At 57.8% G+C, this 21,175-nt stretch carries 20 protein-coding genes and 1 pseudogene; 17 read left to right on the top strand and 4 right to left on the bottom strand.

Features of this window, described 5'->3' with window-relative positions:
- Nucleotides 1-196: 196 nt before the first annotated feature.
- Nucleotides 197-1,297, top strand: a complete 1,101-nt coding sequence (gene livJ, locus IMQ56_RS06005; RefSeq protein WP_015571474.1) for a branched chain amino acid ABC transporter substrate-binding protein LivJ — start codon at nucleotides 197-199, stop codon at nucleotides 1,295-1,297.
- 162 nt (nucleotides 1,298-1,459) lie between these two features.
- Here the strand turns inward: livJ and panM are convergent, their stop codons facing one another.
- Nucleotides 1,460-1,843 carry an aspartate 1-decarboxylase autocleavage activator PanM gene (panM, locus tag IMQ56_RS06000; RefSeq protein WP_015571473.1) on the bottom strand — a complete coding sequence of 128 codons (384 nt, stop codon included), beginning with the start codon at nucleotides 1,841-1,843 and terminating at the stop codon, nucleotides 1,460-1,462.
- Between the two features lie 424 nt (nucleotides 1,844-2,267).
- Here panM and livK point away from each other — a divergent pair, with 424 nt between their 5' ends.
- The 10 genes from livK to ugpQ all read left to right on the top strand — a co-directional run bounded on the left by livK (nucleotide 2,268) and on the right by ugpQ (nucleotide 12,305).
- A complete protein-coding gene (gene livK / locus IMQ56_RS05995; RefSeq protein WP_023295547.1) occupies nucleotides 2,268-3,377 on the top strand; it encodes a high-affinity branched-chain amino acid ABC transporter substrate-binding protein LivK in 1,110 nt (369 codons plus the stop codon).
- Nucleotides 3,378-3,423: 46 nt separating this feature from the next.
- On the top strand, nucleotides 3,424-4,350 hold the full coding sequence (livH, locus tag IMQ56_RS05990) for a high-affinity branched-chain amino acid ABC transporter permease LivH (protein ID WP_015571470.1): 927 nt from the start codon (nucleotides 3,424-3,426) through the stop codon (nucleotides 4,348-4,350).
- Entirely contained in the window at nucleotides 4,347-5,624 is a 1,278-nt protein-coding gene (locus IMQ56_RS05985) for a high-affinity branched-chain amino acid ABC transporter permease LivM (protein ID WP_003861542.1), read from the top strand. The genes livH and IMQ56_RS05985 overlap by 4 nt, the downstream gene beginning before the upstream one ends.
- Nucleotides 5,621-6,385, top strand: coding sequence for a high-affinity branched-chain amino acid ABC transporter ATP-binding protein LivG (livG, locus tag IMQ56_RS05980; RefSeq protein WP_003861544.1), 765 nt, complete (start codon nucleotides 5,621-5,623; stop codon nucleotides 6,383-6,385). The genes IMQ56_RS05985 and livG overlap by 4 nt, the downstream gene beginning before the upstream one ends.
- A 1-nt stretch (nucleotide 6,386) precedes the next feature.
- Nucleotides 6,387-7,100 carry a high-affinity branched-chain amino acid ABC transporter ATP-binding protein LivF gene (gene livF / locus IMQ56_RS05975; RefSeq protein WP_015571469.1) on the top strand — a complete coding sequence of 238 codons (714 nt, stop codon included), beginning with the start codon at nucleotides 6,387-6,389 and terminating at the stop codon, nucleotides 7,098-7,100.
- Nucleotides 7,101-7,347: 247 nt separating this feature from the next.
- Nucleotides 7,348-8,664: a sn-glycerol-3-phosphate ABC transporter substrate-binding protein UgpB gene (ugpB, locus tag IMQ56_RS05970; RefSeq protein WP_196063590.1), complete on the top strand. Its 1,317-nt coding sequence runs from the start codon at nucleotides 7,348-7,350 to the stop codon at nucleotides 8,662-8,664.
- A gap of 102 nt (nucleotides 8,665-8,766) precedes the next feature.
- Entirely contained in the window at nucleotides 8,767-9,654 is an 888-nt protein-coding gene (gene ugpA, locus IMQ56_RS05965) for a sn-glycerol-3-phosphate ABC transporter permease UgpA (RefSeq protein WP_047726259.1), read from the top strand.
- Nucleotides 9,651-10,496 (top strand): sn-glycerol-3-phosphate ABC transporter permease UgpE, encoded by an 846-nt coding sequence (ugpE, locus tag IMQ56_RS05960; RefSeq protein ID WP_015571468.1) that lies wholly within the window; start codon nucleotides 9,651-9,653, stop codon nucleotides 10,494-10,496. Before ugpA ends, ugpE begins: the two co-directional genes overlap by 4 nt.
- A gap of 1 nt (nucleotide 10,497) precedes the next feature.
- Nucleotides 10,498-11,568 carry a sn-glycerol-3-phosphate import ATP-binding protein UgpC gene (locus tag IMQ56_RS05955; protein ID WP_047716452.1) on the top strand — a complete coding sequence of 357 codons (1,071 nt, stop codon included), beginning with the start codon at nucleotides 10,498-10,500 and terminating at the stop codon, nucleotides 11,566-11,568.
- Nucleotides 11,565-12,305, top strand: a complete 741-nt coding sequence (gene ugpQ, locus IMQ56_RS05950; protein WP_047736907.1) for a glycerophosphodiester phosphodiesterase — start codon at nucleotides 11,565-11,567, stop codon at nucleotides 12,303-12,305. The genes IMQ56_RS05955 and ugpQ overlap by 4 nt, the downstream gene beginning before the upstream one ends.
- Here ugpQ and IMQ56_RS05945 read toward each other — a convergent pair.
- On the bottom strand, nucleotides 12,295-12,666 hold the full coding sequence (locus IMQ56_RS05945; RefSeq protein WP_023295542.1) for a DUF2756 family protein: 372 nt from the start codon (nucleotides 12,664-12,666) through the stop codon (nucleotides 12,295-12,297). The two genes, ugpQ and IMQ56_RS05945, sit on opposite strands and share 11 nt — an antisense overlap.
- A gap of 122 nt (nucleotides 12,667-12,788) precedes the next feature.
- Here IMQ56_RS05945 and ggt point away from each other — a divergent pair, with 122 nt between their 5' ends.
- A complete protein-coding gene (gene ggt / locus IMQ56_RS05940; RefSeq protein ID WP_072134592.1) occupies nucleotides 12,789-14,534 on the top strand; it encodes a gamma-glutamyltransferase in 1,746 nt (581 codons plus the stop codon).
- 87 nt (nucleotides 14,535-14,621) lie between these two features.
- Here ggt and yhhY read toward each other — a convergent pair.
- Nucleotides 14,622-15,109, bottom strand: a pseudogene (gene yhhY / locus IMQ56_RS05935) (N-acetyltransferase).
- Between the two features lie 257 nt (nucleotides 15,110-15,366).
- On the opposite strand from yhhY, the gene IMQ56_RS05930 reads away from it, so the two are divergent.
- The 5 genes from IMQ56_RS05930 (at nucleotide 15,367) to gntU (ending at nucleotide 20,308) form a co-directional block, all read left to right on the top strand.
- Nucleotides 15,367-16,404, top strand: a complete 1,038-nt coding sequence (locus IMQ56_RS05930) for an oxidoreductase (protein ID WP_045333876.1) — start codon at nucleotides 15,367-15,369, stop codon at nucleotides 16,402-16,404.
- 123 nt (nucleotides 16,405-16,527) lie between these two features.
- Nucleotides 16,528-17,223, top strand: coding sequence for a pirin family protein (locus IMQ56_RS05925; protein ID WP_003861565.1), 696 nt, complete (start codon nucleotides 16,528-16,530; stop codon nucleotides 17,221-17,223).
- Between the two features lie 91 nt (nucleotides 17,224-17,314).
- A complete protein-coding gene (gene gntR, locus IMQ56_RS05920) occupies nucleotides 17,315-18,310 on the top strand; it encodes a gluconate operon transcriptional repressor GntR (RefSeq protein WP_003861567.1) in 996 nt (331 codons plus the stop codon).
- A 126-nt stretch (nucleotides 18,311-18,436) separates the two neighbouring features.
- Nucleotides 18,437-18,964 carry a gluconokinase gene (gene gntK / locus IMQ56_RS05915; protein ID WP_003861569.1) on the top strand — a complete coding sequence of 176 codons (528 nt, stop codon included), beginning with the start codon at nucleotides 18,437-18,439 and terminating at the stop codon, nucleotides 18,962-18,964.
- Nucleotides 18,965-18,967: 3 nt separating this feature from the next.
- Nucleotides 18,968-20,308 carry a gluconate transporter gene (gene gntU / locus IMQ56_RS05910; RefSeq protein ID WP_017693851.1) on the top strand — a complete coding sequence of 447 codons (1,341 nt, stop codon included), beginning with the start codon at nucleotides 18,968-18,970 and terminating at the stop codon, nucleotides 20,306-20,308.
- A 153-nt stretch (nucleotides 20,309-20,461) separates the two neighbouring features.
- Here the strand turns inward: gntU and IMQ56_RS05905 are convergent, their stop codons facing one another.
- Nucleotides 20,462-20,908, bottom strand: coding sequence for a hypothetical protein (locus IMQ56_RS05905; RefSeq protein WP_032655370.1), 447 nt, complete (start codon nucleotides 20,906-20,908; stop codon nucleotides 20,462-20,464).
- Nucleotides 20,909-21,175: the final 267 nt, after the last annotated feature.

Genomic DNA, 21,175 nt, shown 5'->3' with positions numbered 1-21,175 from the left:
GCCAAAAGCCCGGCTGAAATGACAGTTGGGCTTATCATATTTTCATTTCAAATTAGCTATTCCAAAATCATAAAAATGGGGTATGTTTTAGCAGAGTATGCTGAAAAAGCGCGAACAGCACGCCTATAACTGAAATAAAGCGCTACACAACAACATCACAACAATCGTTATAACCATAATAATGGGGAATCTCAGGATGAACATGAAGGGTAAAGCGTTACTGGCAGGATGTATCGCGTTGGCATTCAGCACTATGGCCCAGGCCGATATTAAAGTGGCCGTGGTGGGCGCGATGTCCGGTCCGGTAGCACAGTACGGCGACCAGGAATTTACCGGCGCGGAACAGGCGGTTGCAGACATTAATGCTAAGGGCGGCATCAAGGGCGAAAAGCTGCAAATCGTAAAATATGACGATGCCTGTGACCCGAAACAGGCGGTCGCGGTGGCGAACAAAGTGGTAAACGACGGGATCAAATACGTTATTGGTCACCTGTGCTCCTCTTCCACCCAGCCCGCGTCTGACATCTACGAAGACGAAGGCATTCTGATGATCACGCCGGCCGCGACGGCGCCAGAGCTGACCGCGCGCGGCTATAAGCTGATCCTGCGTACCACCGGTCTGGACTCCGATCAGGGGCCAACCGCCGCGAAATACATCGTGGAAAAAGTGAAGCCGCAGCGCATCGCGATTGTTCATGACAAACAGCAGTACGGCGAAGGCCTGGCCCGTGCGGTGCAGGATAACCTGAAAAAAGCGAACGCCAACGTGGTGTTCTTTGACGGTATCACCGCCGGTGAGAAAGACTTCTCGACCCTGGTCGCGCGTCTGAAGAAAGAAAATATCGATTTCGTTTACTACGGCGGCTACCACCCGGAAATGGGGCAGATCCTGCGCCAGGCGCGTGCGGCGGGTCTGAAGACGCAGTTCATGGGGCCAGAAGGTGTCGCGAACGTTTCCCTGTCTAATATCGCGGGTGAATCCGCTGAAGGGCTGCTGGTGACCAAACCGAAGAACTACGACCAGGTGCCTGCGAACAAACCTGTTGTCGATGCCATCAAGGCGAAGAAACAGGATCCAAGTGGTGCGTTCGTCTGGACCACCTACGCAGCGTTGCAGTCTCTGCAAGCGGGCCTGAACCAGTCAGCCGATCCGGCGGAGATTGCCACCTGGCTGAAAGCGAACTCGGTGGAAACCGTGATGGGGCCGCTGTCCTGGGATGAGAAGGGCGATTTGAAGGGCTTCGAGTTCGGCGTGTTTGACTGGCATGCCAACGGCACGGCGACTGACGCAAAATAAACGTAAAAAGGCAACGCAAGTTGCCTTTTTTAATGTTTTCTCCCTCTCCCCGTGGGAGAGGGCCGGGGTGAGGGCATCAGCCCGCTCAGCCCTCTTTTGCCCGGTGGCGCTTCGCTTACCGGGCCTACTATGAGCACCTCGCAGCCGCCACCCGGCTTTCTTTTAGCGCTTCTCCCACCCGTTCGCCTGCGCCGTAAACCCTAACGCCTGCATAAACGCCGCCATCACGCCGCGATCCTCTACGCCCACGTCGGCCATCCACCAGGAGGTTACGCTCGGGTTTTCGCGGATCACCTCTTCAATCAAATACTGCCCGACCCCGCGACGACGGGTCACGTCGCGCACGCGCAGGGAGTCCAGCGCCCCTTCCGTGCCGCTCAGCGTTACGCGGACGGCGGCCAGCAGACGTTCATTAAAACGCGCGGCATAGATGCGGTGGTTTTCATCGACGGCCAGCGATGAAGGGGAATATTCCGGCCAGATCTTGCCCAGGTCGATACGATCCTGGTCGCTAAAGGTCACCAGACGCACGATAGTCAGTTTCATTAGCTGCTTGTCCAAATCAAAAAGAGTAGGGCCAGTGTACTCAATTTATTTGCTCAGGCGCTTTCTCTTTTTCTTCCCATTTACCAGGTGATTAGTTTTTTGGCAGCGCGATGGGCAGTTTGAAAACACATGGATCGAAAAATAAGCAGAATTTTAACCTGAAGGGCAGTGATTTATTCGGCGCTTTGTACCGTTATTTTATGCTGCAAACCGCGCTTTTATTTGTTTATCTCCGCCTGATTTCAGAATATTATCTTTGCTTAATCGCCTGAAAAATAGAGATTTTAGTCTGGTTTTTGACAAAAAACTGCGCTAAACCATTAAAGGCACTGGTAAAAATAGCGTTGTTCATAAAAAGTACAGAATGCTTTTTAACCATAATAAAACAAAATATAAACATGACATCACGAATGGGGATTCAGAGATGAAAAGGAACGCGAAGACGTTAATCGCGGGGATGGTCGCACTGTCGATCTCGCATGCCGCTATGGCAGACGACATTAAAGTTGCGGTAGTGGGGGCGATGTCCGGCCCTGTTGCCCAGTGGGGTGACATGGAGTTCAACGGCGCGCGTCAGGCCATCAAAGATATCAACGCCAAAGGCGGCATCAAAGGCGACAAGCTGGTAGGCGTGGAGTATGACGACGCCTGCGATCCTAAACAGGCCGTCGCGGTCGCCAACAAAATCGTTAACGACGGTATCCAGTACGTCATCGGGCACCTGTGTTCTTCCTCCACGCAGCCTGCGTCTGATATCTACGAAGACGAAGGCATTCTGATGATCACCCCGGGTGCCACCAACCCGGAACTGACCCAGCGCGGCTACCAGCACATCATGCGTACCGCCGGTCTGGACTCCTCTCAGGGGCCAACCGCCGCCAAATACATCCTCGAAACCGTTAAGCCGCAGCGTATCGCCATCATTCATGATAAACAGCAGTACGGCGAAGGCCTGGCGCGTTCCGTACAGGACGGCCTGAAAAAAGGCGGCGCAAACATCGTCTTCTTCGACGGCATTACCGCTGGTGAGAAAGACTTCTCCGCGCTGATCGCCCGCCTGCAAAAAGAGAATATCGACTTCGTTTACTACGGCGGCTACTACCCGGAAATGGGGCAGATGCTGCGCCAGGCGCGCGCCACCGGCCTGAAAACCCAGTTTATGGGGCCAGAGGGCGTCGGTAATGCCTCCCTGTCCAACATCGCGGGCGATTCTGCCGAAGGCATGCTGGTGACGATGCCAAAACGCTATGACCAGGATCCGGCGAATAAGGCTATCGTGGATGCGCTCAAGGCGCAGAAGAAAGATCCGAGCGGTCCGTACGTCTGGATCACCTACGCGGCCGTGCAGTCTCTGGCCACCGCGCTGGACCGTACCGGCAGTAAAGAGCCGCTGGATCTGGTGAAAGATTTAAAAGCACACGGGGCGAACACCGTGATTGGGCCGCTGAACTGGGATGAGAAAGGCGATCTGAAGGGATTTGAGTTTGGTGTCTTTAAGTGGCACGCCGACGGGTCTTCCTCGGTCGCCAAATAATCATCCCACCGCCCGGCTCACCGGGCGGGTATAAAAAGGTTTTCTTATGTCCGAGCAGTTTCTCTACTTCTTGCAGCAGATGTTTAACGGCGTCACGCTGGGAAGCACCTACGCGCTGATCGCCATCGGCTACACGATGGTTTACGGCATTATCGGCATGATCAACTTCGCCCACGGCGAGGTGTACATGATCGGTAGCTACGTCTCCTTTATGATTATCGCCGCGCTGATGATGATGGGCATCGACAGCAGCTGGCTGCTGGTGGCCGCCGGGTTTGTCGGCGCGATTGTGATCGCCAGCGCCTACGGCTGGAGTATTGAACGGGTGGCCTACCGGCCGGTGCGCAGCTCCAAACGCCTGATCGCGCTAATCTCCGCCATCGGTATGTCCATTTTCCTGCAAAACTACGTCAGCCTGACCGAAGGTTCACGCGACGTGGCGCTGCCAAGCCTGTTTAACGGCCAGTGGATTGTAGGGGCCAGCGAAAACTTCTCTGCCACCATCACCACCATGCAGCTGGTTATCTGGGTTGTGACCTTTATTGCCATGCTGGCCCTGACCCTGTTCATCCGCTACTCCCGCATGGGACGCGCCTGCCGCGCCTGCGCGGAAGATCTGAAGATGGCGAGCCTGCTCGGGATTAACACCGACCGCGTGATTGCCCTGACCTTCGTGATCGGCGCAGCGATGGCGGCGGTGGCTGGCGTGTTGCTCGGCCAGTTCTACGGCGTAATCAACCCGTACATCGGCTTTATGGCCGGGATGAAAGCCTTCACCGCGGCGGTACTGGGCGGCATCGGCAGCATTCCGGGCGCGATGATCGGCGGCCTGATCCTGGGCGTGGCCGAAGCGCTCTCCTCGGCGTACCTGAGCACCGAATATAAAGATGTGGTGTCGTTTGCCCTGCTGATTCTGGTGCTGCTGGTCATGCCTACCGGTATTCTGGGCCGTCCGGAGGTAGAGAAAGTATGAAACCGATGCATTTTGCGATGGCGCTGCTCTCTGCCGCCATGTTCTTCGTCCTGGCGGGCGTCTTTATGGGCGTCCAGTTAGGACTGGACGGCACGAAGCTGGTGGTGGATACCGCTCCCGACATCCGCTGGCAGTGGGTGTTTATCGGCACCGCGGTGGTGTTCTTGTTCCAGCTGTTGCGTCCGCTGTTCCAGAAGACGCTGAAAAACGTCTCCGGGCCGAAATTCGTCCTGCCGGCGATCGACGGTACAACGGTGAAACAGAAGCTGTTCCTGGTGGCGCTGCTGGTGGCTGCCGTAGCGTGGCCGTTTATGGTCTCGCGCGGGACGGTGGATATTGCCACCCTGACCATGATCTACGTGATTCTGGGGCTCGGTCTGAACGTGGTGGTGGGGCTGTCTGGCCTGCTGGTGCTGGGCTACGGCGGGTTCTACGCCATCGGCGCTTACACCTTCGCGCTGCTGAACCACTATTACGGCCTCGGCTTCTGGACCTGTCTGCCGCTGGCGGGGCTGGTCTCTGCCGCGGCGGGCTTCCTGCTCGGCTTCCCGGTGCTGCGCCTGCGCGGTGACTATCTGGCGATTGTGACCTTAGGCTTCGGCGAAATCGTCCGTATTCTGCTGCTCAACAATACCGAAGTGACCGGCGGTCCGAACGGCATCAGCCAGATCCCGAAACCGACCTTCTTCGGCCTGGAGTTCAGCCGTACCGCCCGTGAAGGCGGCTGGGATACCTTCAGCAATTTCTTTGGCATCAAGTACGATCCGTCCGACCGCGTGATCTGGCTCTATCTGGTGGCGCTGCTGCTGGTGGTGATTACCCTGTTCGTGATCAACCGTCTGCTGCGCATGCCGCTGGGCCGCGCCTGGGAAGCGCTGCGCGAAGATGAAATCGCCTGCCGCTCCCTGGGCCTGAACCCGACCCGCATCAAGCTGACCGCATTTACCATCAGCGCCGCGTTTGCCGGTTTCGCCGGGACGCTGTTTGCCGCACGTCAGGGCTTCGTCAGCCCGGAATCGTTCACCTTTGCCGAATCCGCCTTTGTGCTGGCGATTGTGGTGCTCGGCGGAATGGGCTCGCAGTTCGCCGTGATCCTCGCGGCTATCCTGCTGGTGGTCTCCCGCGAGCTGATGCGCGACTTTAACGAATACAGCATGTTAATGCTGGGTGGTTTGATGGTGCTGATGATGATCTGGCGTCCGCAGGGTCTGCTGCCGATGACCCGTCCACAGCTGAAGCTGAAACGCACACAGGCGAAAGGAGAGCAGGCATGAAGCCTTTATTATCCGTTAACGGCCTGATGATGCGCTTTGGCGGCCTGCTGGCGGTCAACAATGTGAATCTGGATCTGCACAAGAAAGAGATTGTCTCCCTGATTGGCCCGAACGGCGCGGGAAAAACCACGGTCTTTAACTGTTTGACCGGCTTCTACAAGCCGACGGGCGGCACCATCATGCTGCGCGACCAGCACCTTGAAGGGCTGCCGGGCCAGCAGATTGCCCGCATGGGCGTGGTGCGCACCTTCCAGCACGTGCGCCTGTTCCGCGAGATGACGGTGATTGAGAACCTGCTGGTGGCACAGCATCAGCAGCTGAAAACCGGGCTGTTCTCCGGCCTGCTGAAAACCCCGGCCTTTCGCCGCACGCAGGAGGAGGCGCTCGACCGCGCCGCGACCTGGCTCGACCGTATCGGCCTGCTCCAGCACGCCAACCGCCAGGCGAGCAACCTCGCTTACGGGGATCAGCGTCGCCTTGAGATCGTGCGCTGCATGGTGACCCAGCCGGAGATCCTGATGCTCGACGAACCAGCGGCAGGTCTCAATCCGAAAGAGACCAAAGAGCTGGACGAGCTGATTGCCGAGCTGCGCGACCATCACGACACCACCATCCTGCTGATTGAGCATGACATGAAGCTGGTGATGGGCATTTCGGACCGTATCTACGTGGTAAACCAGGGCACGCCGCTGGCAAACGGCACGCCGGAAGAGATCCGCAACAACCCGGACGTGATCCGCGCATACCTTGGTGAGGCATAAGATGGAAAAAGCGATGTTAACGTTCGACAAGGTCAACGCGCACTACGGCAAGATCCAGGCGCTGCACGACGTCAGCCTGCACATCAATCAGGGCGAAATCGTCACCCTGATTGGCGCCAACGGCGCGGGTAAAACCACGCTGCTCGGCACCCTGTGCGGCGACCCGCGCGCCACCAGCGGGCGGATTGTGTTTGACGGCAAAGATATTACCGACTGGCAGACGGCTAAGATCATGCGTGAAGCGGTGGCGATTGTCCCGGAAGGGCGCCGCGTATTCTCCCGCATGACGGTGGAAGAGAACCTGGCGATGGGCGGTTTCTTCGCCCATCGGGATGAATTCCAGACCCGCATCAAGTGGGTGTACGAACTCTTCCCGCGCCTGTGGGAGCGTCGTATTCAGCGAGCGGGCACCATGTCCGGCGGCGAGCAGCAGATGCTGGCGATTGGCCGCGCGCTGATGAGCCAGCCGCGCCTGCTGCTGCTGGACGAGCCGTCGCTTGGTCTTGCGCCGATCATTATCCAGCAGATCTTCGACACCATCGAGCAGTTGCGTAAAGAGGGGATGACCATCTTCCTCGTCGAGCAGAACGCCAACCAGGCGCTGAAGCTCGCCGACCGTGGCTACGTGCTGGAGAACGGGCGCGTGGTGCTCTCCGATACCGGTGACGCGCTGCTGGCGAACGAGGCGGTGCGGAGTGCGTACCTGGGCGGCTGAGCCGTCTGTATTGCCCGGTGGCGCTTACGCTTACCGGGCCTACGGATACCATGTAGGCCGGGTAAGGCGCAGCCGCCACCCGGCTTTTTTCATATTAACCCCCTTCACACAACCATCATCCCCCTGACGCCTGGCTGTCACTTATCTGTAAACAAACAGTTATTTTTCTGTCATTCGAGCATGTCATGTTACCTCGCGAGCATAAAACGCGTGATATCGCGCATCCGGCACAATAAGAGAGATGACAATGACATCGTTACGACACACAGCTTTGGGTCTGGCACTGGGTCTGGCTTTTGCGACGAACGCAATGGCTGTGATCACCATTCCGTTCTGGCATTCCATGGAAGGGGAGTTGGGTAAAGAGGTTGACTCCCTGGCGCAGCGTTTCAACGACACCCACCCGGATTACAAAATTGTGCCGGTGTACAAAGGCAACTACGAGCAGAGCCTGAGCGCGGGCATCGCCGCCTTCCGTACCGGTAACGCGCCTGCGCTGTTACAGGTTTATGAAGTGGGCACCGCCACCATGATGGCCTCCAAAGCCATCAAGCCGGTGTACGAGGTGTTCAAAGAGGCGGGCATTAACTTTGACGAATCCCAGTTCGTACCGACCGTAGCGGGTTACTACACCGATTCCAAAACCGGCCACCTGCTTTCTCAGCCGTTTAACAGCTCCACGCCGGTGCTGTATTACAACAAAGACGCCTTCAAAAAAGCCGGTTTAGATCCGGAGCAGCCGCCAAAAACCTGGCAGGATCTGGCGGAGTACACCGCGAAGCTGAAAGCGGCGGGGATGAAGTGCGGCTACGCCAGCGGCTGGCAGGGCTGGATCCAGATTGAAAACTTCAGCGCCTGGCACGGGCTGCCGGTTGCCACCCAAAATAACGGCTTCGACGGTACCGACGCGGTGCTGGAGTTCAACAAGCCGGAGCAGGTGAAGCACATCGCGCTGCTGGAAGCACTCGACAAGAAGGGCGACTTCAGCTACTTCGGGCGTAAAGACGAATCCACCGAGAAGTTCTACAACGGCGACTGTGCCATTACTACCGCCTCGTCCGGCTCGCTGGCGGATATACGTCACTATGCCAAATTCAACTACGGCGTGGGCATGATGCCGTACGACGCTGACGTTAAAGGCGCGCCGCAAAACGCTATCATCGGCGGGGCGAGCCTGTGGGTGATGCAGGGTAAAGACAACGGCACCTACAAAGGCGTGGCCGAGTTCCTCGACTTCCTGGCGAAGCCGGAAAACGCCGCCGAGTGGCACCAGAAGACCGGCTATCTGCCGATCACCAAAGCCGCGTACGACCTGACCCGCGAGCAGGGCTTCTACAGCAAGAACCCGGGCGCAGACATCGCGACGCGCCAGATGCTGAACAAGCCGCCGTTGCCGTTCACCAAGGGCCTGCGTCTGGGCAACATGCCGCAGATCCGCACCATCGTCGATGAAGAACTGGAAAGCGTGTGGACCGGAAAGAAAACGCCACAGCAGGCGCTGGACTCTGCGGTAGAGCGCGGGAATCAGCTGCTGCGCCGCTTTGAGCAGTCGACCAAATCGTAAAAAAATGCCCGGTGGCGCTGCGCTTACCGGGCCTACGACGTGCCCCATGTAGGCCGGGTAAGGCGTAGCCGCCACCCGGCATTGTTCAGGAACCTAATCTCAATGTCCTCATCCCGTCCGGTGTTCCGTTCCCGCTGGCTGCCGTACCTGTTGGTCGCACCGCAGCTGGTCATCACCGTTATCTTCTTTATCTGGCCTGCGGGCGAAGCGCTGTGGTACTCGGTACAAAGCGTCGATCCGTTCGGGCTTTCCAGCCAGTTTGTCGGGCTGGACAACTTTACCGCGCTGTTCCACGACAGCTACTACCTGGACTCCTTCTGGACGACGATCAAATTCAGTGCGCTGGTCACCGTGAGCGGTCTTGTCGCGTCGCTGTTTTTCGCCGCGCTGGTGGATTACGTGGTGCGCGGCAGCCGTCTGTATCAGACCCTGATGCTGCTGCCCTACGCCGTGGCTCCTGCCGTGGCCGCCGTGCTGTGGATCTTCCTGTTTAACCCAGGGCGCGGGCTGATTACCCACTTCCTGGGCGAGTTTGGCTACGACTGGAACCACGCTCAGAAAAGCGGTCAGGCGATGTTCCTGGTGGTGTTCGCCTCGGTGTGGAAGCAGATCAGCTATAACTTCCTGTTTTTCTTTGCCGCGCTACAGTCTATCCCGCGTTCGCTGGTGGAGGCCGCCGCCATCGACGGCGCAGGGCCGGTGCGCCGCTTCTTCCGCCTGTCGCTGCCGCTGATCGCCCCGGTGAGTTTCTTCCTGCTGGTGGTTAACCTCGTGTACGCCTTCTTCGATACCTTCCCGGTGATCGACGCGGCGACCGCAGGCGGTCCGGTGCAGGCGACAACGACGCTGATCTACAAGATCTACCGCGAAGGCTTTGCGGGGTTGGATCTCTCCGCTTCTGCCGCGCAGTCGGTGGTGCTGATGTTCCTCGTCATCATCCTCACGGTGGTGCAGTTCCGCTATGTCGAAAGTAAGGTGCGCTACCAATGATTGAGAACCGTCGCGGGCTGACGATTTTCAGCCATACCATGCTGATTTTAGGGATTATCGTCATCCTGTTCCCACTGTACGTGGCCTTCGTCGCCGCCACGCTGGACACCAAAGCGGTGTTCGACACGCCGATGACGCTGATCCCAGGCGGGCATCTTTTCGAGAACATGAAGACCATCTGGACCCAGGGCGTGGGCGCCAACAGCGCGCCGTTCTGGCTGATGATGCTCAACAGCTTCATCATGGCGTTTGGCATCACCGTCGGCAAAATTACGGTGTCGATGCTCTCAGCGTTCGCCATCGTCTGGTTCCGCTTTCCGCTGCGTAACCTGTTTTTCTGGATGATTTTCATCACCCTGATGCTGCCGGTAGAGGTGCGTATCTTCCCGACGGTGGAAGTGATCGCCAACCTGAAGATGCTCGATAGCTACGCGGGCTTAACCCTGCCGCTGATGGCCTCGGCGACCGCCACCTTCCTGTTCCGCCAGTTCTTTATGACTCTGCCGGACGAGCTGATTGAAGCCGCGCGCATCGACGGGGCCTCGCCGATGCGCTTCTTCCGCGACATCGTGCTGCCGCTGTCGAAAACCAACCTCGCGGCGCTGTTTGTGATCACCTTTATCTACGGCTGGAACCAGTATCTGTGGCCGTTGCTGATCGTTCAGGACGTCAACCTCGGCACCGCCGTGGCAGGCATCAAAGGCATGATCGCCACCGGCGAAGGCACCACCCTCTGGAACCAGGTGATGGCGGCGATGCTGCTCACCCTTATCCCACCCGTAGTCATTGTTTTAGCCATGCAGCGCGCGTTTGTCCGCGGCCTGGTCGATAGCGAGAAATAAGATGGCAGGTTTAAAATTACAGGCAGTTACCAAAAGCTGGGACGGTAAAACCCAGGTCATTCAGCCGCTGACGCTCGACGTGGCGGACGGGGAATTTATCGTGATGGTCGGCCCGTCCGGCTGCGGAAAATCCACCCTGCTGCGTATGGTGGCCGGGCTGGAGCGCGTAACGTCCGGGGATATCTGGATTGACCGCCAGCGCGTCACCGAGATGGAGCCCAAAGATCGCGGCATCGCGATGGTGTTCCAGAACTATGCCCTCTATCCGCACATGAGCGTGGAAGAGAACATGGCCTGGGGGCTGAAAATTCGCGGTATGGGCAAAGGTCATATCGACGAGCGCGTAAAAGAAGCCGCGCGCATTCTGGAACTTGACGGCCTGCTTAAGCGCCGCCCGCGCGAGCTCTCCGGCGGCCAGCGTCAGCGCGTGGCGATGGGGCGCGCCATCGTGCGCGACCCGGCGGTATTCCTGTTCGACGAACCGCTGTCAAACCTCGACGCCAAACTGCGCGTGCAGATGCGCCTTGAGCTACAGCAGCTGCATCGCCGCCTGAAAACCACGTCCCTCTATGTGACTCACGATCAGGTTGAAGCCATGACCCTCGCCCAGCGCGTGATGGTGATGAACAAAGGCATCGCCGAGCAGATTGGCACCCCGGTGGAGGTCTACGAAAAACCGGCCAGCCGTTTTGTGGCGAGCTTTATCGGCAGCCCGGCGATGAACCTGCTGGACGGGCGGATCAATGCGGCGGGAACCCACTTCGAGCTGGAAAGCGGGATGGCGTTGCCGATCAACTGGTACTATCGTGGCTACGCCGGGCGTAAGATGACGCTCGGTATCCGCCCGGAGCATATTGGTTTGACGTCTCAGGCGGACGGCGGCGTGCCGCTGGTGATGGATACGCTGGAGATGCTGGGCGCAGACAACCTGGCGCACGGGCGCTGGGGCGAGCAAAAGCTGGTGGTGCGCCTGCCGCATCAGGAGCGCCCGATGGCAGGCAGCACGCTGTGGCTGCATATGCCGGAAAATCACCTGCACTTATTTGACGGTGAAACAGGACAACGAGTATGAGCAACTGGCCTTACCCCCACATCGTCGCCCACCGGGGCGGCGGTAAACTGGCGCCGGAAAACACCCTGGCGGCAATTGACGTTGGCGCGCGCTACGGCCACACGATGATCGAATTCGACGCCAAGCTGTCGAAGGACGGCGAAATTTTCCTGCTGCACGACGACAACCTCGAACGCACCAGCAACGGCTGGGGCGTGGCAGGTGAACTGCCGTGGCGTGACCTGCTGAAGGTGGACGCCGGCAGCTGGTACAGCGGCGAATTTAAAGGCGAACCGCTGCCGCTGCTGGCGGAAGTGGCGGACCGCTGTCGTCAACACGGCATGATGGCCAACATCGAAATCAAACCGACCACCGGCACCGGGCCGCTGACGGGTAAAGTGATTGCCCTCGCCGCGCGCGAGCTGTGGGAAGGGATGACCCCGCCGCTGTTGTCGTCGTTTGACATCGACGCGCTGGAAGCCGCACAGGCTGCCGTACCGGAGTTGCCGCGCGGGCTGCTGCTGGATGAGTGGCGAGAAGACTGGCGCGCGCTGACGACTGGCTTAGGCTGCGTGTCGATCCACCTCAACCATAAGCTGCTGGATGAAGTGCGCGTGACGCTGTTGAAGGAGGCCGGTCTGCATATCCTGGTGTATACCGTCAATAAACCCCAGCGTGCAGCCGAGCTGCTGCGCTGGGGCGTGGACAGCATCTGTACCGATGCGATTGACCAGATCGGGCCGAACTTTATTTATTAAGCATACTGCCGTTCTGCTGGGTCGGCAGCATTTGCTGCTGACCGCTGCTTTGCGACACCCCGCCCCCTAACATCCCACCGTTTGAGTTTGGCAGCGGCTGCTCCCGCATCTGGCCCTGCTGCACGCGCTGGGTGTTGGTATTCATCTGGTTTTGCAGGTGCTGCTGCTGCACCTGGGTCTGCGTCTTTAACTGCTGATTGAGCATCCCTTTCTGCTGCTGTTGCTGGCTCATCATCTCCGTCTGCATACGCTGCTGGCTCGGAATGACGTAGCCCGGCTGGTTCGGGTTGTTCAGGGTGTTGATTGGCTGTGCGAGCGCGGCGAACGGAAGCAGCGCGGTCAGGATCAGTAATCGTTTCATGGTTATCTCCTCCTTTGAGGCTTCTCTTAAGTTTACCCTGATTCCGGCATAACGATGATTTTTTAAGAGTTGTGAACCAGGCTTAAGCGGGGAATATGGACCCCTTCACCTGGAGAACAATAATGATGAAACCAACCTTTTTGCGCTGGGTCGCCATCGCTGCGCTGATGGCAGGCGGCACATTTACCGTAGCGGCCAACCCGCCCGCCGCTCCACCGGTCTCTTACGGCGTGGAGGAGGATGTTTTTCACCCCGTGCGGGCGACGCACGGCATGGTGGCCTCGGTTGACGCGCTGGCAACGCAGGTGGGCGTCGATATTCTTAAGCAGGGCGGTAACGCGGTGGATGCGGCGGTCGCGGTGGGATATGCGCTGGCGGTGACGCATCCACAGGCGGGGAACCTGGGCGGCGGCGGGTTTATGATGCTGCGCACCAAAGACGGTAAAACCACGGCCATCGACTTCCGTGAGATGGCGCCGAATCAGGCCTCCCGAGATATGTTCCTCGACGATCAGGGCAATCCGGACAGTAAAAAATCTCTGACCTCGCACCTTGCCTCCGGCACGCCGGGCACCGTTGCGGGGTTCTCGCTGGCGCTGGAAAAATACGGCACGCTGCCTCTGAATAAAGTGGTGCAGCCTGCCATCAAGCTGGCGCGCGACGGCTTCGTCGTCAACGACGCGCTGGCGGACGACCTCAAAACCTACGGCAGCGAAGTTATTCCCAATCATGAGAACAGCAAGGCTATCTTCTGGAAAGACGGCGAGCCGCTGAAGAAGGGCGATAAGCTGGTGCAGAAGAATCTCGCAAAAAGTCTCGAACTGATTGCTGAAAACGGTCCGGACGCCTTCTATAAGGGGCCGATTGCCGATCAGATTGCCGATGAGATGCAGAAGAACGGCGGGCTGATCACCAAAGCGGATCTGGCGGAATATAAGGCGGTGGAGCGCGAGCCGATCAGCGGCACCTATCGCGGCTACGAGGTCTTCTCCATGCCGCCGCCGTCCTCCGGGGGGATTCACATCGTGCAGATCCTCAATATTCTGGAAAACTTCGATATGCACAAGTTCGGCTTCGGTAGCGCCGATGCCATGCAGGTGATGGCGGAGGCGGAGAAGCGCGCCTACGCTGACCGCTCGGAATACCTTGGCGATCCGGACTTCGTGAAGGTGCCGTGGCAGGCGCTGACCAACAAAGCCTATGCCAAATCGATTGCCGACGAGATCGACATCAACAAGGCGAAGCCGTCGAGCGAGATCCGCCCCGGCAAGCTGGCGCCGTATGAAAGTAACCAGACCACCCATTTCTCGGTGGTGGATAAAGACGGTAACGCGGTGGCGGTGACCTACACGCTTAACACCACTTTCGGCACCGGGATTGTGGCGGGCAACAGCGGCATTTTGCTGAACAACGAGATGGATGACTTCTCTGCCAAACCGGGCGTGCCGAACGTCTACGGCCTGGTCGGCGGCGATGCGAATGCGGTCGGGCCGAAGAAGCGCCCGCTGTCGTCCATGTCGCCCACCATCGTGGTGAAAGACGGCAAAACCTGGCTGGTGACCGGCAGCCCTGGCGGGAGCCGGATTATCACAACCGTGCTGCAAATGGTGGTGAACAGTATCGACTTTGGGATGAACGTCGCCGAAGCGACCAATGCGCCGCGTTTCCACCACCAGTGGCTGCCGGACGAGCTGCGCGTGGAGAAGGGCTTTAGCCCGGACACCCTCAAGCTGCTTGAGCAGCGCGGGCAGAAGGTGGCGGTGAAGGAGGCGATGGGCAGCACCCAGAGCATTATGGTCGGGCCGGACGGGGCGCTGTTTGGCGCATCGGACCCGCGTTCGGTGGATGATTTAACGGCGGGGTATTGATTTTTTTGCCCGGTGGCGCTGCGCTTACCGGGCCTACAACGGCACGAACGTAGGCCGGGTAAGGCGAAGCCGCCACCCGGCAACAAACTACTTCATACGCGCCATATAATACGCATCCACATACTCGCCGTTGCGCAGGGCGTAGCGCCTGCCGGTGCCTTCAATCTCAAACCCGTGCTTTTTGTACACCGCGATTGCCGGTTCGTTATCCACAAACACCGTTAACTCGATGCGGTCGACGCGCAGCCAGTTGTCGCACATATCGATCATGGTGCGAATCAGTGCGCTGGCCACGCCGCGGTTATGCCACTGCGCGCCAACGCAGATACCGAAATCTGCAACGTGGCTGCGGCGTGGCGCTGGGCGACATCAATGGTGAGGTGGCCGACCACGATATCATCAATGCAGGCAACCAGCTGTTTAATGCCCGGCTGTTCGCCTAGCCGCATTTGCCACATTTCCATTGAAGGATGAGGAACCTGTAGCGTGTTGTGGTACACCTCCGGCTGGGCGTGGATCTGAAGAATGGCGTCGTAATCTTTCGGTTCAGCGTGGCGTATCACTATCCCACTCATTCCTTGTTCCTCAGTCAGTTAAAAGTCCCCTCCAACATCAGTGACTTTAAAAGTTGAGTCAATCGCTATTTTTTGCAAAAAGTGTTGGACAAGTGCGAATGAGAATGATTATTATTGCTCTGCATTCAGGAAGACCTCCTACGGGAACCTGAAAGCACGACATTGCTCACATTGCTTCCAGTATTACTTTAGCCAGCTTCTCGCTGGCTTTTTTTTTGTTATGGTTAGACTCAGTAACCTTCCAAAAGGACTGAGCCATGACACTACATTGTGCATTTATTGGATTTGGCAAAAGCACCACGCGTTACCACCTTCCGTATGTTCTTAACCGAAAAGAGACCTGGCACGTGGCCCATATCTATCGCCGCCGCGCGAAGCCAGAAGAGCAGTCTCCGCAGTATTCCCATATTCATTTCACCAGCGATCTTGATGAGGTGCTTAACGACCCGCAGGTGAAGCTGGTGGTGGTCTGTACCCACGCTGACAGCCACTTTGACTACGCGAAACGCGCGCTGGAAGCGGGTAAAAACGTGCTGGTGGAAAAGCCGTTCACCCCGACCATCGCCGAAGCGAAGGAGCTGTTCGCGCTGGCGAAAAGCAAAGGGCTGACCGTCACGCCGTACCAGAACCGTCGCTTTGACAGCTGCTTCCTGACGGCAAAAAAGGCAATTGAAAGCGGCAAACTCGGCGAGATCGTGGAAATCGAAAGCCACTTCGATTACTACCGCCCGGTGGCGGAAACCCAGCCCGGACTGCCGCAGGACGGATCTTTCTACGGTCTCGGTGTGCACACCATGGACCAGATCATCTCCTTGTTTGGCCGCCCGGACCACGTGGCGTATGACATCCGCAGCCTGCGCAATAAGGCCAACCCGGACGATACCTTTGAAGCGCAGCTGTTCTACGGCGACCTGAAAGCCATCGTAAAAACCAGCCATCTGGTGAAAATCGACTACCCGAAATTTATCGTTCACGGCAAGAAAGGCTCCTTTATCAAGTACGGTATTGACCAACAGGAGACCAGCCTGAAGGCCAATATCATGCCGGGTGAACCGGGCTTTGCGGCAGATGATTCCGTGGGCGTGCTGGAGTACGTGAACGACGAGGGCCTGACGGTCAGGGAAGAGCTGAAGCCGGAAACGGGCGACTATGGACGCGTCTACGATGCGCTGTATGACACCCTCGCCACCGGCGCGCCGAATTATGTCAAGGAATCTGACGTTCTGACCAACCTGGAAATCCTTGAACGGGCCTTTGAGCAGGCTTCTCCTGCCACGGTAACCCTCGCAAAATAAGCAAAAATGGCTCCTCTGCGCTTGTTCTAAATTTTTGAACAGAGGAGTCAATTTTCACCCTCTATGATCCCAGGGCGTTTGCGTCCACACTTACTCCATCGAAACGAACTGAGGGTGAAAACAATGATCTACTTACGCAAAGCAAACGAACGTGGTCACGCGAATCATGGCTGGCTGGACTCATGGCATTCATTCTCGTTTGCCGACTACTACGACCCGAACTTTATGGGCTTCTCCGCACTGCGCGTGATTAACGACGACGTGATTGATGCAGGCCAGGGCTTCGGTACCCACCCGCACAAAGACATGGAAATCTTGACCTATGTGCTGGAAGGGGCGGTTGAGCACCAGGACAGCATGGGCAACAAAGAGCAGGTTCCGGCGGGCGAGTTCCAGATTATGAGCGCGGGTACCGGGGTGCGTCACTCTGAGTACAACCCGAGCAAAACGGAAAAACTGCACCTGTATCAAATCTGGATCATTCCAGAAGAGACCGGCATCACGCCACGCTACGAGCAGCGCCGCTTCGACGCGAAACAGGGCAAACAGCTGGTGCTGTCCCCGGATGCGCGTGAAGGTTCCCTGAAAGTGCATCAGGATATGGAGCTGTACCGCTGGGCGCTGGCGAAAGATGAACAGTCTGTACACCAGATTGCCGCTAACCGCCGCGTGTGGATCCAGGTGGTGAAAGGTGAAGTGTCCATCAACGGCACCAAAGCGACAACCGCCGATGGCCTGGCAGTCTGGGATGAGCAGGCGCTCTCCGTGCATGCCGACAGCGAAAGTGAAATTCTGCTGTTTGACCTGCCGCCGGTCTAAATAATTTCTCAACCTTCCCTTTAAACGGGGAAGGTTGAGCTTTGTCCGTGATAAACTGAGCAAATCTCTCACTTCAAGATTTCTCAGGACGATGAAAAAGAAACGCCCCGTACTTCAGGATGTCGCCGATCGCGTCGGTGTGACCAAAATGACGGTCAGCCGTTTTTTACGTAACCCGGAACAGGTTTCCGTGGCGTTGCGTGGCAAGATTGCCGCCGCCCTTGATGAACTGGGTTATATCCCCAACCGCGCGCCCGATATTCTCTCCAATGCGACCAGCCGTGCGGTGGGCGTCCTGCTTCCTTCCTTAACCAACCAGGTATTCGCCGAAGTGCTGCGTGGCATTGAAAGCGTCACCGATGCGTTTGGCTATCAGACCATGCTCGCCCACTACGGGTACAAGCCGGAACTGGAAGAGGAACGTCTTGAATCGATGCTTTCCTGGAACATTGACGGCCTGATTTTAACGGAACGTACTCACACCCCGCGCACGCTGAAAATGATTGAAGTGGCAGGCATTCCGGTGGTGGAACTGATGGACAGCCAGTCGCCGTGCCTCGACATCGCCGTGGGGTTCGATAACTTTGAAGCGGCGCGTCAGATGACGGCGGCGATCATCGCCCGCGGTCATCGCCATGTGGCCTATCTGGGTGCGCGTCTAGATGAACGTACTATCATCAAACAGAAGGGATACGAGCAGGCGATGCTCGACGCTGGTTTGACCCCGTACAGCGTGATGGTGGAGCAATCTTCTTCTTACACGTCGGGTATTGAGCTGATGCGTCAGGCGCGACGTGAGTATCCGCAACTGGACGGTATTTTCTGCACCAACGATGACCTCGCGGTCGGCGCCGCGTTTGAGTGCCAGCGTCTGGGTTTAAAAATCCCGGATGATATGGCGATTGCCGGCTTCCACGGCCACGACATTGGCCAGGTGATGGAGCCGCGTCTGGCGAGCGTCCTGACCCCGCGTGAACGCATGGGCCGCATTGGCGCAGAACGCCTGCTGGCGCGCATTCGTGGTGAGGCAGTTACCCCGAAAATGTTAGATTTAGGTTTCACCTTGTCACCGGGTGGATCTATTTAATCCGACAAATTTGAAGTAGCTCACACTTATTCACTTCGCGCACGTTTGGATATTGCTTCTCATATGCCCCGGCAGGACAATGTTACCGATAACTGTTACCCGTAACAATTGACTGAGGGACACCCTTTGAGCACGACTAATCACGATCACCACGTTTACGTCCTGATGGGCGTGTCCGGTAGCGGTAAATCTGCCGTGGCGAGCGAAGTGGCGCATCAACTCCAGGCTGCGTTTCTTGATGGTGACTTCCTCCATCCGCGCAGCAACATCATGAAAATGGCTTCCGGCGAGCCGCTGAACGACGACGACCGCAAACCATGGTTGCAGGCGCTGAATGACGCCGCGTTCGCGATGCAGCGCACCAATAAAGTCTCCCTGATCGTCTGTTCCGCACTGAAAAAAACCTATCGCGACCTGCTGCGCGACGGCAACCCGAACCTCTCTTTCATCTACCTGAAAGGTGATTTCGGGGTGATTGAAAGCCGCCTGAAGGCGCGTAAAGGCCACTTCTTCAAAACCCAGATGCTGGTAACGCAGTTCGAAGCGTTGCAGGAGCCGGGAGCTGACGAACAGGATGTCTTAGTGGTTGATATCGATCAGCCGCTGGAAGGTGTTGTTGCCAGCACCATCGAGGTTATTAATAAAAGGCAGTAAGTTTTGAGTACATTAACGCTAGTTTTGACAGCAGTGGGTTCCGTATTGCTGCTGCTGTTTTTAGTGATGAAGGCGCGTATGCACGCCTTTGTGGCTTTGATGGTGGTTTCTATTGGTGCCGGTCTCTTTTCCGGTATGCCGCTCGACAAAATCGCGGCGACGATGGAAAAAGGGATGGGCGGCACGCTCGGCTTCCTGGCCATTGTGGTGGCGCTGGGCGCGATGTTTGGCAAGATTTTGCACGAGACGGGCGCGGTCGATCAGATTGCGGTCAAGATGCTGAAATCCTTCGGGCACAGCCGTGCGCACTACGCGATTGGTCTGGCCGGTCTGATTTGCGCGCTGCCGCTGTTCTTTGAAGTGGCCGTTGTGCTGCTGATTAGCGTGGCGTTCTCCATGGCGCGGCATACTGGTACCAACCTCGTGAAGCTGGTCATTCCGCTGTTTGCGGGCGTGGCGGCGGCGGCGGCGTTCCTGCTGCCGGGGCCTGCGCCGATGCTGCTGGCCTCCCAGATGCATGCTGACTTTGGCTGGATGATCCTGATTGGCCTGTGCGCGGCAATTCCGGGGATGATTATCGCCGGTCCGCTGTGGGGCAACTTCATCAGCCGTTACGTTGAGCTGCACATTCCGGATGACATCTCCGAGCCGCACCTGGGCGAGGGCAAAATGCCGTCCTTCGGCTTCAGCCTGTCGCTGATCCTGCTGCCGCTGGTGCTGGTGGGCCTGAAAACCATCGCTGCGCGCTTTGTGCCGGTGGGATCAACCGCTTACGAATGGTTCGAATTTATTGGTCATCCGTTCACCGCGATCCTGGTGGCGTGTCTGGTAGCAATTTACGGCCTGGCGATGCGTCAGGGCATGCCGAAAGACCGCGTGATGGAGATCTGTGGTGCCGCGCTGCAACCGGCGGGGATTATCCTGCTGGTGATCGGGGCGGGCGGCGTGTTTAAGCAGGTGCTGGTGGATTCCGGCGTTGGTCCGGCGCTGGGCGAAGCGCTGACCGGGATGGGGCTGCCGATTGCAGTCACCTGTTTCGTGCTGGCCGCGGCGGTACGTATCATTCAGGGCTCCGCGACCGTAGCGTGCTTAACCGCCGTGGGTCTGGTGATGCCGGTGATTGAACAGCTGAACTACTCCGGTGCGCAGATGGCGGCGCTCTCTATCTGTATCGCGGGTGGCTCGATTGTGGTTTCTCACGTGAACGACGCGGGCTTCTGGCTGTTCGGTAAATTTACCGGCGCAACCGAAGCGCAAACCCTGAAAACCTGGACGCTGATGGAAACCATCCTCGGCACGACGGGTGCGGTTGTCGGGATGATTGCGTTTACGCTGCTGAGCTAATCCCGGTTTTCTCCCTCTCCCCGTGGGAGAGGGCTGGGGTGAGGGCATCAGGCCGCAGAGGGCGTATTTTGTCGGGTGGCGGCTTCGCCTTACCCGACCTACAAAAACCTCAGGTCCCGTAGGCCGGGTAAGCGTAAGCGCCACCCGGCTTTTTTACAGCGGCACGATGCCTTCCTTTGTGCGCAACCAGCGCGGCGCTTTCAGCGTATCACTGTAAAACCCCACTAAATCCTGCAACAAATCTCCTGCGACTCTTTCATCGCTCGCCGAGAGCGTTCGAGCCAACAGCATTTGCGTTAGCAACTGGCAATACCGTCCTAACTGATCCACTTCCGGCTCGAAGACCGGCACGTCCAGCGGCAGGTCATCCACCGTCAGGCTGGCTTTTAGATATTCCGGAACAGGTTCAAGCAGCGTGGGCTGGAGCAGGGCGAGGCAGGCGGAAAGCCGTCCGCATAGCGCCATCTTTTGTGCTGAATCGTCACATTCAACCAGCACGTCTACGAATCGCTCGCAGTTGTCTGCCAGTTCGGTGAAATCGGTAGTGTGATCGAACGGGGTAGTAAATAAAGTGTGAGAAAAGTTAGGGGGAGTAGTCATAAGACAGCCTCTAATGAGTTGAGTTGACCATCTTTGGAGGGACCAACCTCACTGGTGATGGACTGAACGGAGTTGGTCCTACCGGCCTCATCAGCTACCGGCGCGCCTTGCGGCGCCACCGTCCAGCCCACCATTGAAGTGTAACTGACTGCGCGATAAAAAGAGATTCATCGCGGATGAGGATAACAGGGGACCAACCCTGACGCCTGATTTTGCAGGCGCGGCAAGAAGATACTGCGTTGGGGGCGGAGTGGCAAGAGAGGCTCT

This window comes from Enterobacter sp. Res13-Sevr-PEC09-46, from assembly GCF_015672585.1.
GTDB lineage: Bacteria > Pseudomonadota > Gammaproteobacteria > Enterobacterales > Enterobacteriaceae > Enterobacter > Enterobacter hormaechei_C.
Note: the sequence above shows the minus strand (reverse complement) of the source record. Positions and strands in the feature narration are given on the sequence as shown.